25 protein-coding genes and 1 other RNA gene are annotated in these 25,636 nt (G+C 66.9%); 17 read left to right on the forward strand and 9 right to left on the reverse strand.

The features are described from left to right. Nucleotides 1-279 precede the first annotated feature (279 nt). The 13 genes from DFO58_RS08770 (at nt 280) to DFO58_RS08835 (ending at nt 11,308) form a co-directional block, all read left to right on the forward strand. Nucleotides 280-1,506 (forward strand): ATPase, T2SS/T4P/T4SS family, encoded by a 1,227-nt coding sequence (locus DFO58_RS08770; RefSeq protein WP_120990260.1) that lies wholly within the window; start codon nt 280-282, stop codon nt 1,504-1,506. Further along, entirely contained in the window at nt 1,503-2,354 is an 852-nt protein-coding gene (locus DFO58_RS08775) for a type II secretion system F family protein (RefSeq protein WP_113607910.1), read from the forward strand. The genes DFO58_RS08770 and DFO58_RS08775 overlap by 4 nt, the downstream gene beginning before the upstream one ends. Beyond that, a complete protein-coding gene (locus DFO58_RS08780) occupies nt 2,351-3,292 on the forward strand; it encodes a type II secretion system F family protein (protein WP_053797769.1) in 942 nt (313 codons plus the stop codon). The genes DFO58_RS08775 and DFO58_RS08780 overlap by 4 nt, the downstream gene beginning before the upstream one ends. A 55-nt stretch (nt 3,293-3,347) precedes the next feature. Further along, entirely contained in the window at nt 3,348-3,581 is a 234-nt protein-coding gene (locus DFO58_RS08785; RefSeq protein ID WP_231735973.1) for a hypothetical protein, read from the forward strand. A 7-nt stretch (nt 3,582-3,588) separates the two neighbouring features. Further along, the gene (locus tag DFO58_RS08790) at nt 3,589-4,008 is read left to right on the forward strand and encodes a TadE/TadG family type IV pilus assembly protein (protein WP_047118710.1); all 420 of its coding nucleotides are present in this window, start codon (nt 3,589-3,591) and stop codon (nt 4,006-4,008) included. Further along, nucleotides 4,001-4,447, forward strand: a complete 447-nt coding sequence (locus DFO58_RS08795) for a hypothetical protein (RefSeq protein WP_053797771.1) — start codon at nt 4,001-4,003, stop codon at nt 4,445-4,447. Before DFO58_RS08790 ends, DFO58_RS08795 begins: the two co-directional genes overlap by 8 nt. A 495-nt stretch (nt 4,448-4,942) precedes the next feature. Beyond that, nucleotides 4,943-6,058: a peptide chain release factor 2 gene (gene prfB / locus DFO58_RS08805; RefSeq protein WP_047118712.1), complete on the forward strand. Its 1,116-nt coding sequence runs from the start codon at nt 4,943-4,945 to the stop codon at nt 6,056-6,058. Nucleotides 6,059-6,386: 328 nt separating this feature from the next. After that, entirely contained in the window at nt 6,387-7,193 is an 807-nt protein-coding gene (gene ftsE / locus DFO58_RS08810) for a cell division ATP-binding protein FtsE (protein WP_047118713.1), read from the forward strand. Beyond that, the gene (gene ftsX, locus DFO58_RS08815; protein WP_047118714.1) at nt 7,190-8,104 is read left to right on the forward strand and encodes a permease-like cell division protein FtsX; all 915 of its coding nucleotides are present in this window, start codon (nt 7,190-7,192) and stop codon (nt 8,102-8,104) included. Before ftsE ends, ftsX begins: the two co-directional genes overlap by 4 nt. Before the next feature lie 59 nt (nt 8,105-8,163). Beyond that, nucleotides 8,164-9,597: a M23 family metallopeptidase gene (locus tag DFO58_RS08820; RefSeq protein WP_053797773.1), complete on the forward strand. Its 1,434-nt coding sequence runs from the start codon at nt 8,164-8,166 to the stop codon at nt 9,595-9,597. Nucleotides 9,598-9,651: 54 nt separating this feature from the next. After that, nucleotides 9,652-10,131: an SsrA-binding protein SmpB gene (gene smpB / locus DFO58_RS08825; RefSeq protein ID WP_047118716.1), complete on the forward strand. Its 480-nt coding sequence runs from the start codon at nt 9,652-9,654 to the stop codon at nt 10,129-10,131. 130 nt (nt 10,132-10,261) lie between these two features. Then, nucleotides 10,262-10,630, forward strand: a transfer-messenger RNA (tmRNA) gene (gene ssrA / locus DFO58_RS08830). Between the two features lie 171 nt (nt 10,631-10,801). Beyond that, on the forward strand, nt 10,802-11,308 hold the full coding sequence (locus tag DFO58_RS08835) for a DUF2568 domain-containing protein (protein WP_120990264.1): 507 nt from the start codon (nt 10,802-10,804) through the stop codon (nt 11,306-11,308). Between the two features lie 88 nt (nt 11,309-11,396). On the opposite strand, the gene crcB is transcribed toward DFO58_RS08835, so the two are convergent. From crcB to aroA, 7 genes are all read right to left on the reverse strand, one after another. After that, nucleotides 11,397-11,780: a fluoride efflux transporter CrcB gene (crcB, locus tag DFO58_RS08840; protein WP_053797775.1), complete on the reverse strand. Its 384-nt coding sequence runs from the start codon at nt 11,778-11,780 to the stop codon at nt 11,397-11,399. After that, nucleotides 11,777-12,283, reverse strand: a complete 507-nt coding sequence (locus DFO58_RS08845) for a CrcB family protein (RefSeq protein WP_286163535.1) — start codon at nt 12,281-12,283, stop codon at nt 11,777-11,779. The genes crcB and DFO58_RS08845 overlap by 4 nt, the downstream gene beginning before the upstream one ends. Nucleotides 12,284-12,345: 62 nt before the next feature. Then, nucleotides 12,346-12,822 (reverse strand): universal stress protein, encoded by a 477-nt coding sequence (locus DFO58_RS08850; protein ID WP_053797776.1) that lies wholly within the window; start codon nt 12,820-12,822, stop codon nt 12,346-12,348. 57 nt (nt 12,823-12,879) lie between these two features. Further along, entirely contained in the window at nt 12,880-13,506 is a 627-nt protein-coding gene (locus tag DFO58_RS08855; RefSeq protein WP_053797777.1) for a metal-dependent transcriptional regulator, read from the reverse strand. Nucleotides 13,507-13,512: 6 nt separating this feature from the next. After that, complete coding sequence (locus tag DFO58_RS08860) at nt 13,513-14,316, reverse strand: inositol monophosphatase family protein (RefSeq protein ID WP_053797778.1); 804 nt, start codon at nt 14,314-14,316, stop codon at nt 13,513-13,515. A 12-nt stretch (nt 14,317-14,328) separates the two neighbouring features. Beyond that, nucleotides 14,329-15,423: a ribosome small subunit-dependent GTPase A gene (locus DFO58_RS08865; protein ID WP_181728172.1), complete on the reverse strand. Its 1,095-nt coding sequence runs from the start codon at nt 15,421-15,423 to the stop codon at nt 14,329-14,331. Continuing rightward, the gene (gene aroA, locus DFO58_RS08870) at nt 15,423-16,868 is read right to left on the reverse strand and encodes a 3-phosphoshikimate 1-carboxyvinyltransferase (protein ID WP_082344689.1); all 1,446 of its coding nucleotides are present in this window, start codon (nt 16,866-16,868) and stop codon (nt 15,423-15,425) included. Before aroA ends, DFO58_RS08865 begins: the two co-directional genes overlap by 1 nt. A 194-nt stretch (nt 16,869-17,062) precedes the next feature. Here aroA and DFO58_RS08875 point away from each other — a divergent pair, with 194 nt between their 5' ends. Together DFO58_RS08875 and rsrA are read left to right on the forward strand one after the other, a co-directional pair. Continuing rightward, a complete protein-coding gene (locus DFO58_RS08875; RefSeq protein WP_047118721.1) occupies nt 17,063-17,710 on the forward strand; it encodes a sigma-70 family RNA polymerase sigma factor in 648 nt (215 codons plus the stop codon). A 1-nt stretch (nt 17,711) separates the two neighbouring features. Continuing rightward, nucleotides 17,712-17,972 carry a mycothiol system anti-sigma-R factor gene (gene rsrA / locus DFO58_RS08880; protein ID WP_047118722.1) on the forward strand — a complete coding sequence of 87 codons (261 nt, stop codon included), beginning with the start codon at nt 17,712-17,714 and terminating at the stop codon, nt 17,970-17,972. 293 nt (nt 17,973-18,265) lie between these two features. Here the strand turns inward: rsrA and DFO58_RS08885 are convergent, their stop codons facing one another. Beyond that, nucleotides 18,266-18,871, reverse strand: coding sequence for a GDSL-type esterase/lipase family protein (locus DFO58_RS08885; protein WP_181728173.1), 606 nt, complete (start codon nt 18,869-18,871; stop codon nt 18,266-18,268). Nucleotides 18,872-19,040: 169 nt separating this feature from the next. Next, nucleotides 19,041-22,775: a multifunctional oxoglutarate decarboxylase/oxoglutarate dehydrogenase thiamine pyrophosphate-binding subunit/dihydrolipoyllysine-residue succinyltransferase subunit gene (locus DFO58_RS08890; RefSeq protein ID WP_120990835.1), complete on the reverse strand. Its 3,735-nt coding sequence runs from the start codon at nt 22,773-22,775 to the stop codon at nt 19,041-19,043. A gap of 430 nt (nt 22,776-23,205) precedes the next feature. Here DFO58_RS08890 and DFO58_RS08895 point away from each other — a divergent pair, with 430 nt between their 5' ends. Beyond that, complete coding sequence (locus DFO58_RS08895; protein ID WP_047118724.1) at nt 23,206-24,525, forward strand: hemolysin family protein; 1,320 nt, start codon at nt 23,206-23,208, stop codon at nt 24,523-24,525. Then, entirely contained in the window at nt 24,522-25,592 is a 1,071-nt protein-coding gene (locus DFO58_RS08900; RefSeq protein WP_047118725.1) for a hemolysin family protein, read from the forward strand. Before DFO58_RS08895 ends, DFO58_RS08900 begins: the two co-directional genes overlap by 4 nt. The last annotated feature ends 44 nt before the right edge of the window (nt 25,593-25,636 follow it).

The following is a 25,636-nucleotide window of genomic DNA, read 5'->3' on the forward strand; positions in this document are numbered from 1 at the left end:
TCCCAGCCCGGCCGCGTCCAGCAGTTTGACCAGCCCATCACGACCACCGCTTTTACCGGGCCGGCGAAAGCCGGACTGGGGATAACCGCCAGTAGCCTTATCCACAAATTCGCGAAACGTCTTGAAAGGACTTGGCGTCGGGGCTAGGCTCCACAGACATATCCAGAAATAGGGCTCGGGCCGGTCCCGAGGCCCACCGCTGCACCGGTCGCGCGCTCGCCGATGGACCCCGAGAATTCCGGGAACGCCGAACTCCCACAAGGCCCGAAGGATCTTGACGTGGATGCCCTGTCCATCGTGGAAGATGAAGTGCGAGAGCTGGTCCGACGCCGCGGCCTGGACCCTGCCAAGCAGCCCGCATTGATGAAGTCGCTGATCGAGGACGTCGTGCGGGACTACGACGAACGCGCGCTGCTCGGCGCGGTCCCTGCCCTGGGATCTCTGGAGCAGGCCCGGCGCACGGTCTACGACAACGTCGCCGGATTCGGCGCCCTGCAGCAGCTGCTCGACGATCCGAGCGTGGAGGAAATCTGGATCAACTCCCCGCACCAGGTGTTCTGCGCCCGCGGCGGGAAAAGCGAGCTGACCCACATCAGGCTGGACGCCGCGGAGGTCGCCGGACTGGTCGAACGCATGCTCAAGTCCTCCGGGCGGCGGCTGGATTTGTCCCAGCCGTTCGTGGACTGCCAGCTGCCCGACGGCTCCCGGCTGCACGTGGTCATCCCGGACATCACCCACGAGCACTGGGCGGTGAACATCCGCAAGTTCATCGCCCGGGCCGCCCGGCTCGAAGACCTGGTGGATCTCAAGTCGCTCAGCCCCGCGGCGGCCACCTACCTGGGCTGGGCGATCTCCGCCGGGTTGAACGTCATCGTCACCGGGCCGACCCAGGCCGGCAAAACCACCATGCTCAACGCGCTGTCCTCCTCCATCGGGTCGCGCGAACGGGTCATCACCATCGAGGAGATCTTCGAACTGAACCTGGCGCTGCGCGATGTCGTGGCGATGCAGACGCGGCTGGCGAATCTGGAGGGCACCGGCGAAATCACGATGCGCCGGCTGGTCAAGGAGGCGCTGCGCATGCGCCCTGACCGCATCATCGTCGGCGAGGTGCGCGAGGCCGAATCCCTGGACCTGCTGGTTGCGCTGAACTCTGGTGTGGCCGGCCTGTGCACGCTGCACGCGAACTCGGCCCGCGACGCGATCATCAAGATCTGCACGCTGCCGCTGCTGGCCGGGCCGAACATCACCAGCGACTTCACGATCAAGACCGTCGCCGCCTGCCTGGACCTGGTGGTGCACTGCGTGCGCGATGCCTCCGGCAACCGCTATGTCAATGAGATCCTCGCGGTGCGCAACCGGGTGGAGGGCGGGGCGATCGAAACCTCCACGCTGTTCGAACGCCGGGCCGGGGAGCTGGTGCCGGCCTCCGGCGCTGACTGGTCGCATGAGAAGTTCAGCCTGGCCGGGCTGAACGTCGCCGAGCGGCTGGGGCAGGAATCATGAGCATTTTCCTGGGGCTGCTGGGCGGGCTGGGACTGGCATTGCTGGCCGACTGGCTGCTGTTCGCGCCCTGGGAACGCACCCGCAGCCGGCACTCGAAGATCGGGCAGGCGCTGCTGCGCGCCGGGGTCACCGCGGTAAGCCCGGCCAAGTTCATGCTGATCTGCCTGGCCAGCGGGGTGGTGTTCGCGCTGCTGACCTTGGGTCTGACCGCCTCCTGGCTGTTCGCCTGCGTCTTCGCGATCTTCGGGGTGCTGGCCCCGTGGGTGTACCTGCGCCACCAGGCGGCCAAGCGCCAGAGCGCGTTGCACGAGCAGTGGCCCGAGGTCGTCGACCACCTGCGCAGCGCCATCCGCGCCGGCCTGTCGCTGCCCGAATCGCTCAGCCAGCTGGCGCAGGTCGGACCCGAGACGCTGCGCCCGGTGTTCCGCGACTTCGCCCTGGACTACCGGGCCACCGCGAACTTCAGCACGGCGCTGGACCAGCTGGGCGAACGTCTTGCGGACCCCGTGGCGGACAAGATCCTGACCACGCTGCGCATCACCCGCGAGGTCGGCGGCACCGACCTGGGCCAGACGCTGGCCACGCTAGCCGCGTTCCTGCGCGACGACGTGCGCACCCGAGGCGAGCTGGCCGCCCGCCAGTCCTGGATCGTCTCCGCCGCCCGGCTGGCCGTCGCGGCCCCGTGGATCCTGCTGCTGGTGCTCGGCACCCAGCCGGCGGCGAAGGACGCCTATCTCACCCCGGCCGGGGTCTTCGTGCTGCTGGCAGGGCTGGTCGTCTCCTTCCTCTGCTACCGGGTGATGCTGCGGCTGGGCGCGCTGCCGATCGAGGAACGGGTGCTGTCATGAACAACTACACCGCGTGGGCGGCGCTGTGCGGGCTGGGATTCGGGGCCGGGCTGTGGCTGATGCTCCTGCGGCTTCCGGCCTGGCGTCCCATGGCCTTCGCCGACCGGGTCGCCCCGCACATCCGCGTCGGCGTGCGCTCCTCGCGCATGCTGCAGGATTCCTGGCAGCAGGATGCGGCCACCCCGGCGCTGTGGCAGCTGGCCCGCCCGCTGCTGCAGCAGGCCAGGAAACTGGCCAACGTGCACAGCCCCTCCTCGGCCACCGTGCGCAAGCGGCTGCAAGCCGCAGGGCTGCGCCTGAGCCTGGTCGACTACCGCTCCCAAGAGCTGCTGTGCGCGCTGACCGGGCTGGTCATCGGTTCGGCGCTGATGGCGCTGCTGGCCTTCCGCCAGCCGGTGTCGCTGCCGCTGGCGGTGACGGTGGTGCTGGGCTGCGCGGTCATGGGCTACTTCCTGCGCGGCTGGTGGCTCGGCGAGCAGGTCAAGCGCCGCGCCCGCCGGATCCTGACGCAGTTCCCCACCGTCGCCGAGGTGCTCGCGCTGACCGTGGGCGCCGGGGAATCGACCACCGGCGCGGTCGAGCGCATCTCGCGCATCTGCCACGGCGACATCGGCGCCGAGTTCACCCACACGCTCAACGACATCCACTCCGGCACCAGCATGGTGCAGGCCATGTCCAACATGTCCGACCGGGTGCAGATCGGCGCGATGACCCGCTTCGTGGACGCCATCGTCGTGGCCACCGAACGGGGCACACCCCTGGGGCAGGTGCTGCGCGATCAGGCGCAGGACGTGCGCGATGCCTCCAAGCGCGAGCTGATGGAGATCGCCGGCAAACGCGAAATCTCCATGCTGGTGCCCATCATCTTCGGCGTGCTGCCGCTGACCATCGTCTTCGCGATCTTCCCGGGACTAGCGCTTTTGGAGATGAGCTATTGACGGGTCCGACATTGAAACCATCACACCGCACCACCTACACGAAGGAGGGGCCACCATGTCACGGCTCCACATGATGATGTTCACCCTCAGCCTGCACGTCGCCGACGCGGGCCGGGACCTCTGGGACCGGGCGGCCGCCCGGGCCCGCGACCAGCGCGGCGACGTGCCCGGATGGGTCATGATCACGTTGATGAGCGCCCTGCTGGTGGCCGCCCTGCTGGCGATCGCCGGACCCCGGCTGCAGGACTTGTTCAACCAGGCCATCGACAGGGTGTCCGGGTTGGGCTAGGACCGGCATGCGCAACCGTACGGGCCGGCGTACCGGCAGCGCCGGCAGGCTCGGGCAGGACGGGGAACGCGGCTCGGCCGTGGCCGAATTCGTCATGATCACCACGTTGCTGATCGTGCTGGCCTTCTCGATCATGCAGCTGGCCTTGGCGCTGCACGTGCGCAATACGCTCACCGACGCCGCCGCCAACGGCGCCCATTACGGCGCGCTGGCAAACCGTTCGCCCGCCGACGCGGCAGGCCGCACCCGCACGCTCATCACCGAATCGCTGCACGCCGGCTTTGCCAGGGACGTGTCCGTGTCAACCACGGCCATCGGCGGCACCCAGCTGGTGACAGTCACCGTCAACACCAGGGTGCCGCTGATCGGTTTCCTGCCCAACGGGTGGGAGCTGAGCGTCAGCTCGGATGCGGTGCGTTATGGCTAGGGCCAGCCGCCAGCTGCTGCGCCGGTGTCGCACGGCGGCCGCCGCGGAGCGGGGCAGTGCGATCGTGGAGTTCATCTTCGCCGCCACGATCCTGCTGATCCCGATGATCTACCTGGTGCTGGCCGCCGCGGCGCTGGAAGGCGGCAGCTACGCGGTGGTCTCCGCCGCTGACCAGGCCGCCAAAGTGTTCGCCGTGTCCGAGAACCCGGCACAGGCCAGGTCCAACGCGCAGGCGGCGGCCGACCGGGCCATGGCGAACTTCGGATTCAGCGGGTCGAACACCGCCATCGCCTGCAGCGGCGAATGCCTCAGCCCGGGCTCGGTAGTGACCGTCACCGTCAGCTTGGACGTCCCGCTGCCCTTCGTCTCCGACTACATCTCCGCCTCGGCCTTCACCGTGGACGCCACCGCGGCCCAAAGGGTTGACCGTTTTGGCTAGCCGCAGCCTGCGCCGGCTGCGCCTGGCCGCGCGGCGCGAAGAGGGCCAGTCGCTGGTGCTGGCCATCGGCTTGTGCGCAATCACGCTGCTGACCATCTCCGTGGTCCTCGCCGCCAGCGCGGTGAACCTCAAAGCGCGGCAGCTGCTCTCCCTGGCCGACGGGGCCGTCGTGGCGGCGGTGGACGAATTCGAATTCGTCGCCGACGGCGGCGCCCCACGCATCCAGCTCAGCGCAGACCAGGTCCAGCAAGGAGCCCGGCGCTACCTGGCGGACTTCGGGGCGCGTCGACAACCTGGGCATCGCCTCGGTCCACGTGCTGCCCGGGGGACAGGGCGCCGAAATCGTGCTTACCGGCACCGTCAGCCCGCCCATCATCGGCTGGATCGTGCCCTCCGGGATCCCCATTACCGTGCATTCCACCGCGCGAACCGTACTCAGCCGCTAGCGACGCAAAATCCTGAACCGAACCGCACATGGCGTAGGCTTAGAACACCATGGCAAATACTGACTTCCCCGCTGAAATCCGCTCACTCCGCGCGACCTTCGCCGCCATCGAGGAGGTGAGCGACGTCGATCAAATCAAGGCTGACATCGCCGTACTTTCCGAGGAAGCCGGTGCCCCAGACCTGTGGGACGATCCTGCCAGCGCGCAGATCGTCACCAGCAAGCTCTCCTACCGCCAGTCGGAACTGGAGCGCTTGACCAAGCTGCACACCCGCATCGACGACCTGGAAGTCCTGGTCGAACTCGCGGAGCTGGAAGACGACGCGGACACCCTGGCGGAAGCCGACAAGGAACTGCTCGCCATCCGCAAGTCGCTGGACGACCTGGAAATCGTCACCCTGCTCAATGGCGAGTTCGACGCCCGCGGCGCCGTGGTCACTATCCGTTCAGGGGCCGGCGGCGTCGACGCCGCGGACTTCGCTGAAATGCTGCTGCGCATGTACCTGCGCTGGGCGGAGAAGCGCGGCTACAGCGCGACCGTCATGGACACCTCCTACGCCGAAGAAGCCGGGCTGAAGTCCGCCACCTTCGAAATCGACGCGCCCTACGCGTTCGGCATCCTCTCGGTCGAAGCCGGCACCCACCGCCTGGTGCGCATCTCGCCGTTCGACAACCAGGGCCGCCGCCAGACCTCCTTCGCCGCGGTGGAAGTCATCCCGTTGATCGAGCAGACCGACTCCATCGAGATCCCGGAAAGCGAAATCAAGGTCGACGTCTTCCGCTCCTCGGGTCCCGGCGGGCAGAGCGTGAACACCACCGACTCCGCGGTGCGCATGACCCACATCCCGACCGGCATCGTGGTGTCCATGCAGAACGAGAAGTCGCAGATCCAGAACCGCGCCGCCGCGCTGCGTGTGCTGCAATCCCGAATCCTGCTGCAGAAGAAGGCCGAGCAGGACGCGCAGAAGAAGGAACTGGCCGGCGACGTCAAGGCGTCCTGGGGCGACCAGATGCGCTCCTACGTGCTCAACCCGTACCAGATGGTCAAGGACCTGCGCACCGAGCATGAAGTCGGAAACACCGCTGCAGTGCTCGACGGGGAAATCGACGACTTCATCGACGCCGGCATCCGCTGGCGCGCCACGCAGCGCCGCCCGGGCAAGTAGCCCGCACGATCCCTCGCGACCCGCGCCGGCGCGGGTCGCTTCCGCAGGTCCGGAGGACCGGATGCTTGAGAAAACTCACGTCCCCGAGGCCGCCTGCTGATCCTGCGACAGCGACCGGTAAAAACTGGTTGCCAGCGCAGGATTCGGCGGCCGGAACAAAATTTGGGTCAGCTGTTAGTAGCTGATGAATCTGGCAACACACCCGCGAATGCTTTCATGATGGCCGCCGCGCCCCGATAAGGTTTGGTTGATTGGCGCATCAGAAGACGTTTGCTCTCGAGATTGGTTTTCGTGGGTCGCGCCCCGACGAAAACTGGCGATTGAAGACATGATTAAATTCGAAAACGTCTCGATGGTTTACGAGCCCAAGCAGAAAAACGCTGCCTTGGACGACGTGAGCATCGAGATCAACCGCGGCGAGTTCGCGTTCCTTGTCGGCGAATCCGGCTCCGGTAAATCCACCTTCCTCAGCCTTGTCCTGCGTGAGAAGCGCGCCACCGACGGTGCGGTCTACGTGGCCGGCCAGAACCTGAATCGCATCCCGAGCCGCCGCGTGCCGAAACTGCGCCGCAACATCGGCTTCGTCTTCCAGGACTTCCGCCTGCTGCGCGAACGCACAGTTTTCGACAATGTCGCCTTCGCGATGGAAGTCATCGGCGCCTCCCGCGCGCAGATCCGCGACCGGGTCCCCGACGCATTGAAGCTCGTAGGCCTCGAGGACAAAGCCCGGCGCAAGCCAACCGAACTTTCCGGCGGCGAGCAGCAGCGCGTAGGCATCGCCCGCGCGATTGTTAACAAGCCCGCCATCCTGCTGGCCGATGAGCCCACCGGCAACCTCGACCGCAAGAACAGCATTGAAGTCATGAACGTGCTGGACCGCATCAACCAGAACGGCACCACCGTGCTGATGGCGACGCACGCCCATGAGCTGGTCAGCGAGTACCGCCACCGCGTCATCGAGCTGAGCTCCGGACGCGTTGTGCGAGATGAAGCGCAGGGCCAGTACACGCCGATGACGACCGTGGTGAACCAGGACGGATCCCGCGCGCTGCTCTTCGGCGATGCCTCTGCCGAGCCGAACGAAGAGCGCGAACCGCTTGAAGCCATGGATGAAAAGAAGGACGAAGACCAGTGAGACTAGGATTTATCCTGCGCGAAGCCGTCAAGGGCCTGCGCCAGAACGTCGTCATGGTCGTTTCGGTGGTGCTGGTGACCTTCGTGTCGCTGACCTTCGTCGGCGCTTCGGCGCTCCTGCAGCTGCAGATCAACCAGATGAAGGGCTACTGGTACGACCGCATGGAGGTCGCCGTGTACCTCTGCGACGACACCAGCGCTTCGCCGAATTGCGCAGGCAAGCCGGTCACCGACGATCAGCGCAACTCCATCAAGGCCATGCTTGAATCCGAGCAGCTCGCGCCGTACGTCAAGGAAATCGCCTACGAGTCCAAGGAAGACGCCTACAAGAACTTCCTTGACCAGTACAAGAACTCCTCGCTCGTCGACCAGGTCAAGGCCGACCAGCTGCCCGAGTCCTTCCGCGTCGCCCTGGTCGATCCTGAGAAATACCAGGTCATCAACGAGGCATTCTCAACCGTTGCAGGCGTGGATTCGGTGGTCGACCAGCGCGAACTGCTGGAAAAGGTCTTCCAGCTCGTTCGCGTCGCCTCCGCCGCAGCCGCCATCGTGGCGATTGTCATGATCGCCTGCGCCGTGCTCCTCACTGGCACGACGATCCAGCTGTCGGCCATGCATCGACGGCTGGAAACCACGATCATGCGTCTGGTGGGCGCTTCCAAGGCAACAATCCAGCTTCCGTTCATCATCGAAGGCGTTATCGCTTCCATCATTGGTGGCGTGCTGGCTTCCGGGACGCTCTGGCTGCTGATGAAGTTCCTCGTAGAGGACAAACTCGCAAGTGAGAACGTCGGAGTGGCTTTCATTTCCACCGGTGAGGTCTGGCTCATAGCTCCGGTGCTCTTGATAATTGGTATCGTTTTGGCAACAATTTCATCAGTGGTAACGTTGAAGCGTTACCTGAAGGTTTAGCTTCACTTCGACCTTTGTGTCGTGTTCAACCTGCTTTTCGCACTTCTCTAAGGAGACCTATGCTGTCCAACGCAGTTCGGCGCAAGTTCCTGCGCGCCACCCTCGGTGGAGCAATGGCTCTCGCCCTGACACTGCCAGCTGGTCTCGTTGTCGCCGATGAACTCGATGACAAGAAGGTCGAGGTTCAGGAGAACATCGACAACCTGGAACAGGACATGGAGTTCCTGGATGCAGACATCCAGGAAACCGACCAGAAGCTGCGTGATCAGCAGTCCCAGGTCCCGGTCCTGCAGGCGGCATTGGCCGATGCGCAGAACCGCGTCGCCAACGCCCAGGCAACCGTGGCGGACCTGAACGACCGGTTGATCAGCGCCCAGGGAACCCGTGACAAGGTCGCAGCGGAGATCGAAGCGAACAACGCGGAAATGGCCAAGGCGGAAGACGCCATGGCCAAGATCGCTTCCGAAGCGTACAAGCGTGGCGGCGTATCCGGCGGCTTGGACATGATCCTGAACATGGAATCGGCGACGGCCATGGCCGACGGCCTCGACATGGCCAACCGCGCCATGGAATCGCAGAACTCCGCCTACAACGATCTGGCGCAGGAGAAGGCGAACAACGAGAACAACAAGGTCCGACTGGCTGCGGTGGAGAAGGAAATTTCCTCGCTGAAGTCACAGGCTGAAGAAGCGCTGGCCCAGGAGGAATCCGCCCGCAATGCGGCGCAGTCCGCCAAGGACGAGCTGGATGCGCTTGTTGTCAGCACCGAGTCCCTCAGCGCGCAGCTGGAAGCGAAGAAGCCACAGATCCAGGCCAAGCTGAAGGCCCAACAGGCCGAGTACGCGCAGGTGCAGGCCGATATCAAGGAGCGCCAGGAGCGCCTGCTGCGCGAAGAGCAGGAACGCAAGCGCAAGGCGGCCGAAGCCGAAGCCAAGCGCAAAGCGGCCTACGAGGCCCAGCAGGCCAAGCTGGCCGCGGAAGCCAAGGCCAAGAAGCAGACCTATACCAAAAAGAAGTACGTTCCCAAGGAAACCTCCGCTCCGGCCGCGCCGCAGTCGTCAGGCTCCAGCGCCTGGGGACTGGTCAAGCCGACTACCGGCAACCGGATCACGTCCAGCTTCGGCTGGCGCCCGACGCCTGCCGGCACCATCGACTACGGCGGACGTGGCGGCTACGTGCACGCCGGTCTCGATTGGGGCTTCGGAGGCCAGTGCGGTTCGCCGATCACTGCAGCCGCCGACGGCGAAGTCTGGATGGCAGGCTGGGGAGGCTCCTCGGGCAACAAGGTGACAATTTCGCACGGCGTCGTCAACGGCAAGGCGCTGGCAACGAACTACCACCACATGTCCAAGATCGCCGTCAGCGTCGGGCAGAAGGTCTCCCAGGGCCAGGTCATCGGATACGTCGGCACAACCGGCAACTCCACCGGATGCCACCTGCACTTCGAAACGATTGTCAACGGCCAAGCCGTGAACCCATTGGGACTTCTCTAACGCTAGACTTGATATTTGTGCGCGGGAAACCGCCCGCGACATGCAAGGAGTGTCATGGCCAAGAAGAACCAGGAAGATCGTGTCATCGCGAGCAACCGCAAAGCTCGCCACGATTATGAAATTCTCGACACATTCGAAGCCGGTATGGTGCTGACCGGCACCGAAGTGAAGTCCTTGCGCGAAGGCAAGGCATCGCTGGTGGACGGCTTCGGCCAGTTCTATCGCGGCGAACTGTATATCGAGAACTGCTACATCCCGGAGTACCTCAACGGCTCCTGGACCAACCACGCGGCTCGTCGCCGTCGCAAGCTCCTGCTGCACCGCCAGGAGCTCACCAAGATCGAGCGCAAGATCTCCGAAGCTGGCCTAACCATCGTGCCGCTGAGCCTGTACTTCAAGTCGGGGCGCGCGAAGATCGAGATCGGCATCGCGCGAGGCAAGCGCGAATTCGACAAGCGTCAGACGCTGCGCGAGAAGCAGGACAACCGTGAAGCACTGCGTGCCATGCGCGAGCGCAACCGCGGTCATGCCTGATCGGGCTGTGGCTACGCGCTGAATCGGTGGCGCATCTCTCGTTGGGGTTCCAGCGGGAGGTGCGCTATGATTGAATAACGCACTTCGGTGCGGTTGCATCCGGGGAAACCCGGAACTGACAACAAAATACGGGGATGATCGGTTTCGACGGTGTAAGTCGCGACAGATGAAGCGGGCCGAGGACGCAAAGTTATCTCGTAAACGCTCTTTGCAAAACAATAAGTGCCGAATCTAAGCGCACTGACTTCGCTCTCGCTGCCTAAGCAGCCAGACAGTCCGTTAGCCAGGGGATGCTATCGCCCCTGTTCCTAACGTCATTTAGATAGCCACTGTATCCGGCAGTTGTTGCCGCTGTTGGGTACATATCTCGGCAACTGTGCCCGGACCAGCCACTTGTTTGCGTGATGGCTGGGGCAGAGAAATTCCGCAGCAAACTGCGCCCGGAGAAGACCTGGCAACACTACATCGGACGGGAGTTCAATTCTCCCCATCTCCACCAACGGCCCCGGAACCTCGGTTCCGGGGCCTTTTGCTGCCCGGAATCGGGTTAGAGGTGCTGTACCTCTCGCGCGAGCCTGCTCGCGGGCGTTCTGTTTACCACATAGAATTGAGTAGATACCGAGAGCATCCTTGGGCGAAAACATGCGGAATTAGAGTGAGGCAGTCAGCGATGGGCAAGAGCAATACCCAGAAAGTTTCACCCATCCTCTCTTCGCTCTACGCGGCCGTCGCCTTCCTGCTGGAGGTCGGTTTGCTGTTCGCCGCGGCACTTGCCGCCATCGCCTATGTGCCCTGGCCGACGATCCCCGCGATCCTCGTGGTGGTGGTGCCGTTGCTGGCGCTCTGGTCGGTGTTCTTCTCGCCGAAGGCCGTCGTCAAGCTTCGCCTGCGCACCAGGCTCACGCTCGTCCACCTGATCTACCTGGTCGGCTCCTATGTGCTCTGGTTGAGCATCGACCGGTCGTTCACCGAGCAGTCGCAAATCTGGGCCATCGCCATGCTCGTGCTCACCGGCGTGAGCGCGATCCTGATCCTCGCCACCGGCGGCTACGTAGTACCGCACGACCGGACCAAGCCCCAGCCCAGCCCCCGGCCACAACCGCAGCCGGTGGGCGCCCGAACTGCCCAGTCCGGGCAGTCGCCAGCACCAGCCCGCGGCCGCCGCGCCGCACGCTGAGCCGCACCACCCAAGTTTTCAATCAGTAGAGCCAGGCCGACAGGCCTGGCTCATGCTTTTTCATCGTGCTTACTAATCGTTCGTCCGGTCACGAGCACAGCCATGCGGCGGCCCACAGTCCGAGCCCGGCCGCAGAGAGGGCGCCGAGCAGGGTGCCGAAGGCATTAGCCGCGCTGGCTACCGGCTTGCGAGCCTGCAGTAATCGCACAGTCTCGACGCTGGCGGTGGAGAAGGTCGTATAGCCGCCCAGGAACCCCGTTCCGACTGCGAGCTGCCACGCCGCGGGAAGCAGGTTGCCGGCGGCCAACCCCGCGAGCAGGCCCAGCAGGAACGATCCGCTGAGATTGATGAGGATCGTGCCCCACGGCATGGACCCTGCAAGGCGGGAGGCGACCAATCCGTCCAGCGCGTAGCGGGCGCAGGCCCCGAGGCCGCCGCACAGGCTCAAGACGATGAATAACGTGGCGGTCATCGGGCATCCTCCCCGCGGGCTCCGCGGCGGCGGCGCGTGGCCCCGAACAGGATGCCGCACCAGCTGGCCGTCGCGCCGAGCACGACGCAGCCCAGCACGTACAGCACGCCGAGGCCGACGGAGCCTGCGGCCAGCAGCAACGCACCGTCCACCGCGAAGGTGCTGTAGGTGGTGAAGCCTCCCATGAACCCGGTGCCCAGCAGCAGCCGCATCCGCCGGGCGCTCTTGGGGCTGGAGCCGGCGCGGTCCAGCGATTCAAGCAGCAGTCCGAGCAGCAGCGCACCGAGGATGTTCACGGCGAAGGTGGCGCTCGGAAAGCCGTGCAGCGCAGGGAGTAGCAGATTCACGGCCTCGCGGCCCGCGGTTCCCGCCGCGCCGCCGAGGAACACCAGCAGCAGCTGGCCCGGTCGCAGGTGCGCCCGGCGCATCCGGCGCCGCTGCGCGCGCAGGGCGTCGGCCGGCTCGGGGCCCGGGGGCAGCGGCTGGGGGAGGTCTTCGGTCATTGCTCAGCATTCGTCGGTAGCGGATGGGGGCACGAGGCGGTGGGCACGGTCACGACCCGGGCTCAGGAGCGCTGCGCGGCGGGAACCACGAGCACCGGGCGCAGCTGGTTCCGGGCGAGCTGCGCCGCCACGGAGCCGTTGAGCAGTTCGTGCAGGGAGGCGCGCAGCGAGGGCCGTCTCGCGCCGATCACGATCATCCGGGCATCGATCCGTTCGGCCAGGGCTGACAGCTCTGAGCTGGGGCTCCCGGCCAGCGCATGGGTCCGCCAGCGCACCGCCAGCGGGTCCAGTAGCGCTGCCAGCTGCGCGTTCAGCTGCGGCGGGAACGGCTGGACGGCTACATCCTGCACTTCGGGGTCGATGGGCGCCGAGCGCACGGTGCCGTCGGCAAGCCGCTGCACGGTGTAGCGGGCGGGATCGACCCAGGCGCAGTGCAGTTCGGCGCCCAGCTGCGCGGCAAGGGCGGCGGCCTGGGCCGGGGCGGACGGATCCTGCTCCCGGCAGACGCCGAGCAGCAGCACGCCGGAGCTGTCGGTCATCGGGTGCTCCTGTCTGCCGGCGGGGTCCTGCCACCATTTTTGCACACGCCCGGGCGCTCAGGCCGGGCGCACCCAGACCAGCGAGGCGTCCACGTAGTCCAAGCCGTGCGGCAGGGCGATCGCCGCGCCGGGCACCAGCCCGCGGTCCCTGGCCCGGCGCAGGAAGTCGGGGTCCTCGTCGCTGATCCGGTCCACGATCGCGGCGCCGCCGGTGAACCGGTCGAGGCGCACCGCCCGGCTGGCAGGCAGCGTGCCGTCGGCGGCGGGGATCGCGTCCCCGTGCGGGTCGCGCTGCGGCCGGCCCAGGCGCTGGTCCAGCGCGTCGATGAAGCGGTCGGTCACGGTGTGCTCCAGCGCTTCGGCCTCGTCGTGCACCTCGTCCCAGCCGTAGCCCAGCTCGTCGCGCAGGAAGGTCTCCAGCAGCCGGTGGCGGCGCACCATGCGCAGCGCCTCGCGCCGCCCGGTTTCGCTGAGCGTGATGGCCCCGCGCGGCACGTGGTGCACCAGCGACTTCGCTGCCAGCTTCTGGACCATCGGGGTGGCCGAGGCGGGGGACAGGCCCAGCTGGTCGGCCAGTGCGCCGGTGCTCACCTCGGTGTCCTCCCACTCGGTGAGCAGGTACAGGGCCTTGAGGTAGTCCTCTTCGCTGGTGGTCAGCGCGCGCGGGTCGCGGTTGCGGGGCATGGGCGGCTAGCGGTTCAGGTAGGGCAGGATGATCTCGTGCAGCGCGCCGTTGGTGGCCAGCGCGTTGCCGCCATGGCAGCCTTCCTCGCCGGCGACGGAGGTGAAGCGTCCGCCTGCCTCGCGCACCACCGGCACCAGGGCCGCCATGTCGTAGAGCTCCAGTTCGGGTTCGAACGCGGCGTCCACCGCGCCCTCGGCCAGCAGCGCATAGGAGTAGAAGTCGCCGTAGCCGCGGGTGCGCCAGGCGGTCTCCAGCAGCTCAAGCAGCCCGTCGAGCTTGCCGGCATCCTTCCAGCCGTTCAGCGAGGCGTAGGACAGCGACGCGTCGGACAGCTCGCTCACCCCGGAGACGCTGATTTGGCGGGTGGCGGTGGAGCCGACCTCGGCGCCCGGCTCGGTGACGAACGCGCCCAGCCCGGTGGCCGCGTGCCAGCGGCGGGCCAGCGCCGGGGAGGAGATGACCCCGAGCACCGGCTCGTCGTCGATAAGCAGCGCGATCAGCGTGGCCCACACCGGCACGCGGCGCACGAAGTTCTTGGTCCCGTCGATCGGGTCGATGACCCAGCGGCGCGAGGAGTCCCCGTGCACGCCGAACTCCTCGCCGAGCACGGAGTCCTCCGGGCGGTGCTCGGCCAGCTGCGCGAGGATCAGCTGCTCGGCGCCGCGGTCGGCGTCGGAGACCGGGGTCATGTCAGGCTTGGTCTCGACTTTGAGGTCGTTGGCGCCGTAGCGGGCCAGGGTGAACGCGTCGACCTTGTCGGCCAGCGCGAGGGCGAAGTCGAGATCCTGCTGCAGGGTGTATTCAGCCATGGTGGTGCGGCGCTAGTGCGCGCCGAGCTCCTTTTCGTGCGTAGTTTCCTCGGTGGTGACCAGCCGGCGGTAGGACGCCAGCCGGGCGGCGGCCTGGGCGCCGGTGGATTCGTCGTCGGCCCAGGCCTGCAGGGCGCAGCCTGCCTCGCCGGCGGCGTGGGTGCAGCCGCGCGGGCAGCCGGTGGCGATGTCGGCCAGGTCCTCGAAGGCGGCCAGGATGTTCTCCGGGTCCACCAGGCCCAGCCCGAAGGAGCGGATGCCAGGGGTGTCGATCAGCCAGGAGCCGGGGGTATCGCCCAGGCGCAGCGCCAGCGCGTTGGAGGAGGTATGGCGTCCGCGCCCGGTGACGGCATTGACGTGCCCGGTGGCGCGCTCGGCGCCGGTCAGCGCGTTGACCAGGGTGGACTTGCCCACGCCCGAATGGCCCAGCACCACCGAGACGCAGCCGGCGAGCATGCCCTGCAGTTGTTCCAGCGCCGCGGAGTCCAGCCGGGCGCTGGCTCCGTCGGCGCTGCGCGCGTCGATGCCGGAGGCCTCCGCGGCGGTGGTGCGGGAAATGACCACCGGCAGCTCCAAGCCCTCGTAGTGCGCCAGGAACTCGGCAGGGTCGGCCACGTCGGCCTTGGTCACGCAGAGCACCGGCTGGATGCCGGCGTCGTAGGCGGCGACCAGCGCGCGGTCCACGAAGCCGGTGCGCGGTTCCGGGTTGGCGGCGGCGACCACGATGACCAGCTTGTCCACGTTCGCCACGACCACCCGCTCGGTGGCGTCGGTGTCGTCGGCGCTGCGGCGCAGCAGCGTGCTGCGCTCCTCGATGCGCACCAGCCGCGCCAGCGTGTCGGGCTTGCCGGAGGTGTCCCCGACCAGTGCGACCATGTCCCCGGGCACGATGGCCTGGCGGCGCAGCTCGCGGGCGCGCGCGGCGATCACGATGCGCTCGGCGGCGGTGTCCTCGTCGAGGATCGCCGTGTAGCGGCCGCGGTCCACGGTGATGATGCGCCCGATCACCGCCTTCTCATGGGCCGGGCGGTCCTTGGTGCGCGGGCGCGAGCCCTTCTTGTTCGGGCGGACGCGGACCGAGGATTCGTCGTAGTCGGAGTAGCGCATCAGCGGGAGCCTTCCGCGGCCGGGTTCGCGGCGGTGGCCGCCATCGCCGCCCACTGCTGCGGGAAGTCCGGCATGGTCTTGGAGGTGGTGGCGATGTTTTCCACCCGCACCCCGTCGATGGCCAGGCCCAGCAGGGCGCCGGCGGTGGCCATGCGGTGGTCCTCATAGCTGTCGAGGTCGCCGGGCCTCAGCGGGCCCGGGGTGATCTCCAGCCCGTCGTCGGTGACGGTTACCTGCACCCCCACCTTGCCCAGTTCGGCCTGCAGTGCGGCCAGCCGGTCGGTTTCGTGCCCGCGCAGGTGCCCGATGCCGGTCAGCTTGCTGGGGGAGTCGGCCAGCGCGCACAGCGCGGCCAGGGTCGGGGCCAGCTCGGAGGCATCCGCGTACTCGATGCCGCGGATCGCCCCGGTGCCGCGCACGGTGAGCACCGAATCCGCGCCCAGGGACACCTGCGCGCCCATGGCCTGGAGGATCTGCACCCACTTGCCGCCCACCTGGGTGGTCGTGGCCGGCCAGAACGGCACGCGCACCACGCCGCGGGTGGCCAGCGCGGCGGCCAGGAACGGCCCGGCGTTGGACAGGTCGGGCTCCACGGTGACGGTGAAGCCCGCAATCCGCTGCGGCTGCACGCTCCAGCCGCGCCCGTCCTCATCGAGGTCCACCACGGCACCGAGTTCGCGCAGCGTGGCCACGGTCATCGCGATGTGGTCCGGCGAGGCCAGCGGGCCTTCGGCGGCGCGCAGGCGCAGCCCGCCGGGCAGCGCCGGGGCGGCCAACAACATCGCGGAGATGAACTGGGAGCTGGCTGAACCGTCGATCTGCACGTCGGCGCCGGCCTCAAGCCGCCGCGCGTCCATGGTGAAGGGCAGCATGCCGGGGGCTCCGTGGAAGCTGAACTGCACCCCGAGCCCTGCCAGGGCGTCGAGCACCGGGGCCATCGGGCGCACGCGGGCCGCCGCGTCGCCGTCGAAGTCGGCCTGCGCGCCGGCCACGGCGGCCAGCGCCGGGACGAAACGCATCACGGTGCCGGCCAGCCCGCACTGCACCGTCAGCGGCCCGGCCGCCAGCCGCTCCGGAGGCACCACGCGCACGGTGGTGGAGCCGTCGGCTTGCGCGGTGCGCTCCAGCTGCACGCCGAAGGCTTCCAAGGCGTCGAGCATCAGCTCGGTGTCGCGGCTGATCAGCGTGTTGTGGATCGTGGAGGGGGAGGAGGCCAGCGCGGCGAGGATCAGATACCGGTTGGTCAGCGACTTGGAAGCCGGCACGAGCACCGTCGCGTCCAGCGGCGCGGCGGCGAAGGGGGCGGGCCACCACTGCGGCTCGACATGGTGCGAAGGGGTGGTTCCAGTGCTGGGTGCGGTGTTGATGGGGCTGATCCTAACTGTGGGGCCTGGCTGCTGCGGCGTCGGAGCATGGGATGTTCTGGCGCCTGCCGGGGCGTTCATCGCCCCGTCCCGCCTGCTTAAATCCTAGCCGAGATCGGCGCGGGAATAAGGGTCGGACGCCGTTCGTTGAACTGAGTGTGACGACGATTGAAGACATCAGCACCCTGGCAGGCGCCGGAGGCCCCGCGCAGGAGACCCGGCGTCCGGGGCGTTCCCTGTCCGGAAACCCCGGACAGCGCGTAGACTCGAGGGCGATGACTAACGAGAGTGTGGACGCGAACCTTCCCGATGCGGGCGCCGAGTCCGAGGCGCAGCGCCGCGAGCGCTTTGAGCGGGACGCGCTGGTCTACGTGGACCAGTTGTATTCTGCCGCGCTGCGCATGGCGCGCAACCCGTCGGATGCCGAGGACCTGGTCCAGGAGGCCTACACGAAGGCGTATTCAGCCTTCCACCAGTACAAGCCGGGCACGAACCTGAAGGCCTGGCTGTACCGGATCCTGACCAATACCTACATTAACCTGTACCGCAAGCGCCAGCGCGAACCGCTGCGCACCAGCACGGACACGGTGGAGGACTGGCAGATGGCCCAGGCGATGGAGCATTCGCCCACGGGCCTGCGCTCGGCCGAGGTCGAGGCGCTGGACCACCTCCCGGATTCGGATGTGAAGGCGGCCCTGCAGTCCATTGGCGAGGATTTCCGCCTGGCGGTGTACTTCGTCGACGTCGAGGGCTTCAGCTACAAGGAAGCCTCGGAGATCCTCGGGGTGCCGATCGGCACGGTCATGTCGCGGCTGCACCGCGGTCGCAAGCAACTGAGGGAACTGCTGGCGGACTACGCCGCAGAACGCGGAATCCAGGCGGCGGCCAACCCCGCAGCCCAGGTCGATGGAGGGACGAAGTAAGATGGACTGCAATTCTTTGGGGGACTGCTCCGACGCGCGCATCGTGCGCATCTACGAGTACCTCGACGGCGCCCTCACGCTGGCCGACCTGAAAGAGGTCAAGGCCCACCTGGACCACTGCCCGGAGTGCGCCGAGCAGTACGATCTGGAGTGCATCATCCGCTCGGTGGTGCGCCGCAGCTGCCAAGAGCACGCCCCGGAACAGCTCAAGGCCAACATCATCACCCGGATCTCGCAGATCAGGATCGAATCCGGCCACTAGCATCCGGCGCGGCGCGCCCCGGAACATGGAAAGAACCCCGTATCGCTCGAAAGGTTTCGAGTGGTACGGGGTTCTTCGTCTGTTCGCATCGCTTAGCTGTTTGGGCGCTTGCCGTGGTTGGCACCGCCACGCTTGCGATCGCGACGCTTACGAGCGCGCTTCGACATGGTGACTCCTTAGAGGGATCATTTCAAACTGCTCGATGGGTATCGAGCCGACTAATAGTCTTTCACATTCCGGTGGCAAAAGCCTAACGGGGCCCGCGTGGGCCGGGTCTCGCCGAGGCGCCGCCGCTAGCCTGCGCTGGGCTCGGGCAGCTGCAGCCAGGAGTACCAGCCGCGGTGCAGCACCAGCCACGCCATCAGCCCGTAGCCGGCCTGCCCCGGCACGCCGCCGGAGGCGTTCAGGTCCGCGCGCCACTGGGCGTGGGTGCGCAGCGGGGCGAAGGTGTCCACGTAGTGGTGGTTGCGGCGCATGGCCACGTCGGCGTACACGCGGTTCAGCTCGGCCACGCGGTCGTTGCGCGCGTCGTCCAAGCCGGGGGCGGGGCCGACCAGCAGTGCCTTGATGTTCATCTGGGAGGCCGAATCGAGGATGTTGGCCAGGTTCAGGCGGCTGCGCGCGGTGCTGACGCCCAGATCGACGTCGCGGTCCGACAGCGCGATCACCAAGCGGTTCTCGAACTGGTCGCTGAACCGGCGCGAGGCTTCGCCCAGCCAGCGTTCGGCCAGGGCTTCGGAGCCCTCGGCGGGGGCGGCGAGCACGAAGGACTGCAGGCGCAGGGCTGGGTCCTGGGTGCGGGCCATGACGCGGCCGAACCAGCCCAGGCCCCGCGGGTCGCCGTGGCCTGCCAGAAGTTCATCACCGATTGCGGTAATGCGGATAGTGCGTAACTCCAACTTGGCGGCCTTTCGTTGGGTAATAAGGTGAATCGCTGTCAACATTATCAGTGTTGCAGCGTGTGCTCGGGGATGTCGCACCCCATTAAACACCTAGACCGGCGAACCATGCCCCCTGGAAAGGGAGCCGGTTCGCCGGTCGGGGTATGCGATGCAGACGCGGGGCGGACTAGCGGGCGAAGGCCTGCTGGATCAGCACCGCGTTCTCAGCCTCGTGGCGCTTGGCGGTGCCGGCCGAGGTGGCGGCCGATGCCGGACGCGAGACCAGGTTGATCTTCTGGTCCAGGTTCGGTGCCACGTACAGGCCGAAGAACGGCCATGGGCCCTGGTTCGCAGGCTCGTCCTGGACCCAGCTCGCGGTCGCGTTCGGGTACTTGGCCAGCTCGGCGGCGATCTGCTCGACCGGTGCCGGGTAGAGCTGCTCGACGCGGACGATCGCGGTCTTCGAGTCCCCGGCCTTGGTGCGTGCGGCCAGCAGGTCGTAGTACACGCGGCCCGAGCACAGCAGCACCTTGTCCACGGCGTTCGCATCGGTGATCGAGGCGTCGCCGATCACTTCGCGGAAGCCGCCGCTGGTGAAGTCCTCCACCGCGCTGGCGGCCGCCTTCAGGCGCAGCAGCTGCTTCGGGGTGAACACGATCAGCGGCTTGCGCGGACGGGCGTAGGCCTGGCGGCGCAGCAGGTGGAAGTGGTTGGCGCCGGTGGATGGCTGGGCCACCACCATGTTGTTCTCCGCGCATAGCTGCAGGAAGCGCTCGATGCGGGCCGAGGAGTGGTCTGGGCCCTGTCCCTCGTATCCGTGCGGCAGCAGCATGACCAGCGAGCTGGACTGCGACCACTTCTGCTCGGCCGAGGAGATGAACTCGTCGATCACGGTCTGGGCGCCGTTGACGAAGTCGCCGAACTGCGCTTCCCACATGACCAGCGCGTCAGGGCGCTCCACGGAGTAGCCGTACTCGAAGCCCAGTGCGGCGTACTCGGAGAGCAGCGAGTCGTAGATCCACATCGATGCCTGGTCCTCGGACAGGTTCTTCAGCGGGTACCACTCGGTGTCGTTCTCGCGGTCGTGGAAGACCGCGTGGCGCTGCACGAAGGTGCCGCGGCGCGAGTCCTGGCCTGCCAGGCGGACCGGCACGCCTTCCATGGACAGCGAGCCCAGGGCTGCCAGCTCGGCGAAGCCCCAGTCGATGCCGCCTTCGCGGGACATCTTGGTGCGGCGCTCAAGCAGCGACTTCAGCTTGGTGTGCATCACGAAGCCCTCCGGGATCGCCGAGTGGGCGTCGCCGATGTGGGCCAGGGTCTGCGCGGAGATCGCCGATGGACGGGCGCCGTCCATGGTGTTCTCGTCTGCGGCCTGGGCGAACGGCTTCTCCAGGTCGTTGATGGTCGAGCCCGGGGTGATGATCGGGATCGGCGAGGTCTGCGCCGCGTGGGTCTCGGCGAAGATGCGCTCCAGGTTGGCCTTGTACTCCGCCAGTGCGTTGTCGGCCTCTTCCTGCGTGATGTCGCCGCGGCCGACGAGGGCCTCGGTGTACAGCTTGCGGGTCGAGCGCTTGGCCTCGATCAGGTTGTACATGATCGGCTGGGTCATCGACGGATCGTCGCCCTCGTTGTGCCCGCGGCGGCGGTAGCACATGAGGTCGATGACGACGTCCTTGCCGAACTTCTGGCGGTACTCGAAGGCCAGCTGGCCCACGTGCACCACTGCCTCCGGGTCGTCCCCGTTGACGTGGAAGATCGGGGCCTGCACCGTGCGGGCCACGTCGGAGGCGTAGACCGAGGAGCGCGAGGAGGACGGCGCGGTGGTGAAGCCGATCTGGTTGTTCACGATCACGTGCACGGTGCCGCCGGTCTTGTAGCCCGGCAGCTGGCTCATGGCCAAAACCTCGGAGACCACACCCTGTCCGGCGAATGCGGCATCGCCGTGCACCAGGATCGGCAGCACTGCGTTGCCCGAGCCCAGGCGGTCCAGCTTCGCGCGGGTGATGCCCTCGAGCACCGGATCCACGGCTTCCAGGTGCGACGGGTTGGCCGCCAGGTACACCTTGGTCTCGTTGCCGGCGTCTGAGGTGTAGGAACCCTCGGTGCCCAGGTGGTACTTCACGTCGCCGGAGCCCTGGACGGAGCCCGGGGTGGCGGTGCCTTCGAATTCGCGGAAGACCTGTGCGTAGGTCTTGCCGGCGATGTTGGTCAGCACGTTCAGGCGGCCGCGGTGGGCCATGCCGATGGCCACCTCGTCCAGCTGCTCGTCGGCGGCGTCGGAGATGATGGCGTCAAGCAGCGGAATCAGCGATTCGCCGCCTTCCAGCGAGAAGCGCTTCTGGCCGACGAACTTGGTCTGCAGGAAGGTCTCGAAAGCCTCGGCGGAGTTCAGCTTGGACAGGATGCGCAGCTGCTCTTCGCGGGTCGGCTTGGCGTAGCCGCGCTCCAGCTTGGACTGGAACCACTCGCGCTCGACCGGGTTCTGCAGGTGCATGTACTCGGTGCCGATGGTGCGGCAGTAGGCGTCGCGCAGGATGCCCAGGATGTCGCGCAGCTGGGCGCGGTCCTTGCCGCCCAGGCCGCCGGAGATCCACTCGCGGTCCAGGTCCCACAGGGTCAGGCCGTAGGACTTGATGTCCAGGTCCGGGTGCTTGCGCTGGACGTATTCCAGCGGGTTGGTGTCGGCCATCAGGTGGCCGCGCACGCGGTAGGAGTTGATCAGGTGCTGGATGCGGGCGACCTTGTTGACCTGCAGGTCGATGTCGACCTGGTTGTCCACGGCCCAGCGCACCGGCTCGTACGGGATGCGCAGCTGCTCGAAGATCTCGTCGTAGAAGCCCTGCTCGCCGAGCAGTAGGCTTTCGACCAGCTTCAGGAACTCGCCCGAACCCGCCCCTTGGATGACGCGGTGGTCGTAGGTGGAGGTCAGGGTGATGTGCTTGCCGATGCCCATGCGGGCCACGGTGGTCTCGGCCGAACCGCGGAACTCTGCCGGGTATTCCAGGGCGCCGACGCCGATGATGGCGGCCTGGCCCTTGGACAGGCGGGGCACCGAGTGCACGGTGCCGATGCCGCCCGGGTTGGTCAGCGACACGGTGGTGCCGGCGTAGTCGTCGGCGGTCAGCTTGTTGCCGCGGGCGCGCTTGATCAGGTCCTCGTAGGTGGCCCAGAACTCGTTGAAGCTCAGGGTCTCGGCGGCCTTGATGTTCGGCACCGCCAGCATGCGGGTGCCGTCGGGCTTGGGCATGTCGATGGCGATGCCGAAGTTGACGTGGGCCGGCTGGATGGCGGTCGGCTTCTTGTCGATCACGTCGTAGGTGACGTTCATCGAAGGGATCTGCTTCAGCGCACGGATCACGGCGAAGCCGATCAGGTGGGTGAAGGAGATCTTGCCGCCGCGGGCGCGCTTGAGGTGGTTGTTGATGACGATGCGGTTGTCGATCATCACCTTGGCCGGCACGGCGCGCACGGTCGTGGCGGTCGGCACGGTGAGGCTGGCGTCCATGTTGGTCGCGATGGCCTTCATCGGGCCGCGCAGCGCGGTGCGCTTTTCCTCGCCGAACAGCCCGGTCGACGGGGTCGGCTTCGGGGCCTGAGCTGGAATTGGAGCGGTCTTCGGCGACGGCTCGGCCTTCTTGACTGGTGCTGCGGCTGCCGGGGCCGGCTCCGAGGCGCGGGCTTCTGCGGCCGCGCGCGGAGCGCCCTTGACGACAGGAGCTGCTGGTGCGGCTGGAGCGGCGGCTGCCGGCTTCGATGCCGGTGCGGCCGGGGCCGACTTCTCCGCAGCGAGGGACTCGAAAATCTCCCACCACTTCTTGTCTACCGAGTTCTTGTCAACGAGATACTGTTCGAACAGCTCATCTACTAGCCATTCGTTTCCACCGAACTCTTCAGTCAGCCGGTGGTGTGCTTGCTCTGGCACGTGCAACGCCTCTTCCCTGATTTCTACGTTGTTCTAGCTTGAGCCGGTGGTCTGACGAGGACGTGATAATGACCGCCGAACTCACTTTGATTTCTAGACCTGCCGACCAGTCTAGTAACTTTTCTACGCGCTTGGCCACGGCACGTATCAAAACTCACGAAAGTGGCGCGAATGACATCCCGTTCATCGGGTGGCAGATACCGCTGGTCGCCAGCCGCGCGGGGTAATGCGGATTTCGGCTCCATTAGTTAGACTGAGTCGCACTATGGAATCACACTCTCCTAGCCGGCCCGACGCCCGTAGGCGCAGCGCCGGCCACGTCAGTCCATCTCCGTTAAGTTCCGGCGCCGCATTGGAGCCTTCTAGTTGCCCCCAACTGGGCATCGGAGAAATATCACCTCAACCTTTGCGCGGGTGGAGCTAACCACCCATGGAATGGCTTTACATACTTTTCGGCCTGCTGCTGATTCTCGGCACCGGCTTTTTCGTGGCAGTGGAATTCGCGCTGGTCGCACTCGATAAGAGCACCGTGCAGCAGGCGGTGGACGCCGGAGAACGCGGTGCCAAGCCGCTGATGCAGTGCCTGACCTCGCTGTCCACGCAGCTGTCCAGCTGCCAGCTGGGCATCACGCTGACCACGCTGCTCACCGGCTACGTGCTCGAGCCCTCGCTGAGCAAGCTGCTGGCCCCGCTGCTGGAAGCCGTCGGCATCGCCGGGACCAGCGCCACCGCGATCTCCGTGGTCGTCTCCATGCTGATCGCCACGCTGCTGTCGATGCTCATCGGCGAGCTGGTCCCCAAGAACATGGCCATCGCCCAGGCCATGGCCGTGGGCAAGGCGCTGGCCCGCCCGCACCTGGTGTTCACCGCGGTCTTCAAGCCGGCCATCGTCGTGCTGAACGGATTCTCCAACGCGGTGCTGCACCGCTTCTTCGGGCTCGAGGCCAAGGAGGAGATCTCTGCGGCCCGTTCGTCGCAGGAACTGGCCTCGCTGGTGCGCCGTTCGGCGCAGCTGGGCACCTTGGACCTGCAGACCGCCCGCTTCGTGCAGTCAACCATCGAATTCTCCGAGCGCACCGCCGCCGACGTGATGACCCCGCGCACCTCGATGTCCACCATCGACTCCGAGGCGCCGCTGTCGGAACTGATCGCGGTCAGCGCCGAAACCGGCTTCTCGCGTTTTCCGGTCACCGAGGGATCCAGCGACGAGATCCAGGGCGTCTGCCATATCAAGGCGGTCGTCTCGGTGCCGCGCGAACGCCGCGCCGCGCTGCAGGTGGGGGAGTTCGCCCACGACGCGCTCTACGTCCCGGAGACCATCCACCTCGACGTGCTGCTGGAGCAGCTGCGCGAGGCCGAGTACCAGCTGGCCATCGTGATGGACGAGTACGGCGGAACCGCCGGGCTGGTGACCCTGGAGGACCTGGTCGAGGAGATCGTCGGGCAGGTGTCCGACGAGCACGACGAGGACGAGGAAGAAGCAGTCACCCAGCCCGACGGCAAGTGGCTCTTCCCGGGCATGTACCGCCCGGACGAGGTCAACGAGCACGTGGGCGGCGAGGTCATCCCGGATGACGCCTCCTACGAAACCATCGGCGGCTACATGCTCGCCGAGCTGGGCCGCCTGGCGGAGCTGAACGACCAGGTCTGCACCGCGGCCGGCATCTTCACCGTCACCGAGCTGGACGGACGGCGCATCGCGCAGATCCGCTTCGAACCGGCGCCGCAGCCGCAGGAGGAGGACGAATGAGCGACTTCATGGGACTGATCTGGCTGGTCATCCTGCTGGCGTTCAACGCCTTCTTCGTGGCCGGCGAATTCGCTGTCATGTCCGCGCGCCGCTCGCAGATCGAGCCGCTGGCCGAGGCCGGCAACAAGCGCGCGAAGATCGCGCTGTACGCCATGGAGCACGTGTCGATCATGCTGGCAGTGTGCCAGCTGGGCATCACCGTCTGCTCGCTGCTGATCCTGAACATCTCCGAGCCTGCGATCCACCACCTGCTGGCCGAGCCGCTGATGGCCCTGGGCCTGGCGGAGGCCGCGGCGGACACCGTCGCGTTCCTGATCGCGCTGGTCCTGGTGACCTTCCTGCACGTGACCTTCGGCGAGATGGTGCCGAAGAACATCTCGGTCTCCGTGGCAGACAAGGCGGTGCTGCTGCTGGCCATGCCGCTGGTGGGCCTGTCCAAGGTGCTCAAGCCGTTCACCGCGCTGCTCAACGGGGCGGCGAACCTGGTGCTGCACGCCTTCGGCATCGAACCCAAGGATGAGGTGGCCAGCTCCTACACGGCCGCCGAGGTGCGCACCATCATCCACACCTCCTCCGAGGAGGGGGCGCTGGAGAAGGAGGACGCGCTGCGCCTGACCAAGGCGCTGGAGTTCTCCAGCGTCACCGCGAAGACCTGCATGGTGCCGCTGGACGACCTGTTCACCCTCGAATGGGGAGCCGCCACCGCGCGCGAGTTCGAGAAGAAGGTCGGCAAGACCGGCTTTTCCCGCCTGCTGATCACCCGCGACGAGGTCCCGGTGGGCTACTGGCACGTTAAGGACGTGATGCTCATCGACGATGCGCATTCAACCGCCCCGCTGCTCGACCTGGACCTGCATCCGCTGGGCAAGCTGAAGCAGGACACCGAGATCGAGGACGCGCTGGAGACCATGCGCCAGGAGGGCAACCATCTCTCCGCGGTGGTCGACGACGCCGGCGCCACCCTGGGCGTGGTGTTCCTGGAGGACATCATCGAGGTGCTGGTCGGCGAGATCAGCGACTCCACCCGGAAGCGCGTGGCCCCGCCGCGCAGCCACCCGGAGGGCTGATCCAACCGGGCCGGAGGGGGTTTCAATTCAGCCTCCGGCCCATC

The sequence above is a fragment of the Arthrobacter sp. AG1021 genome, from assembly GCF_003633665.1.
Classification (GTDB): domain Bacteria; phylum Actinomycetota; class Actinomycetes; order Actinomycetales; family Micrococcaceae; genus Glutamicibacter; species Glutamicibacter soli.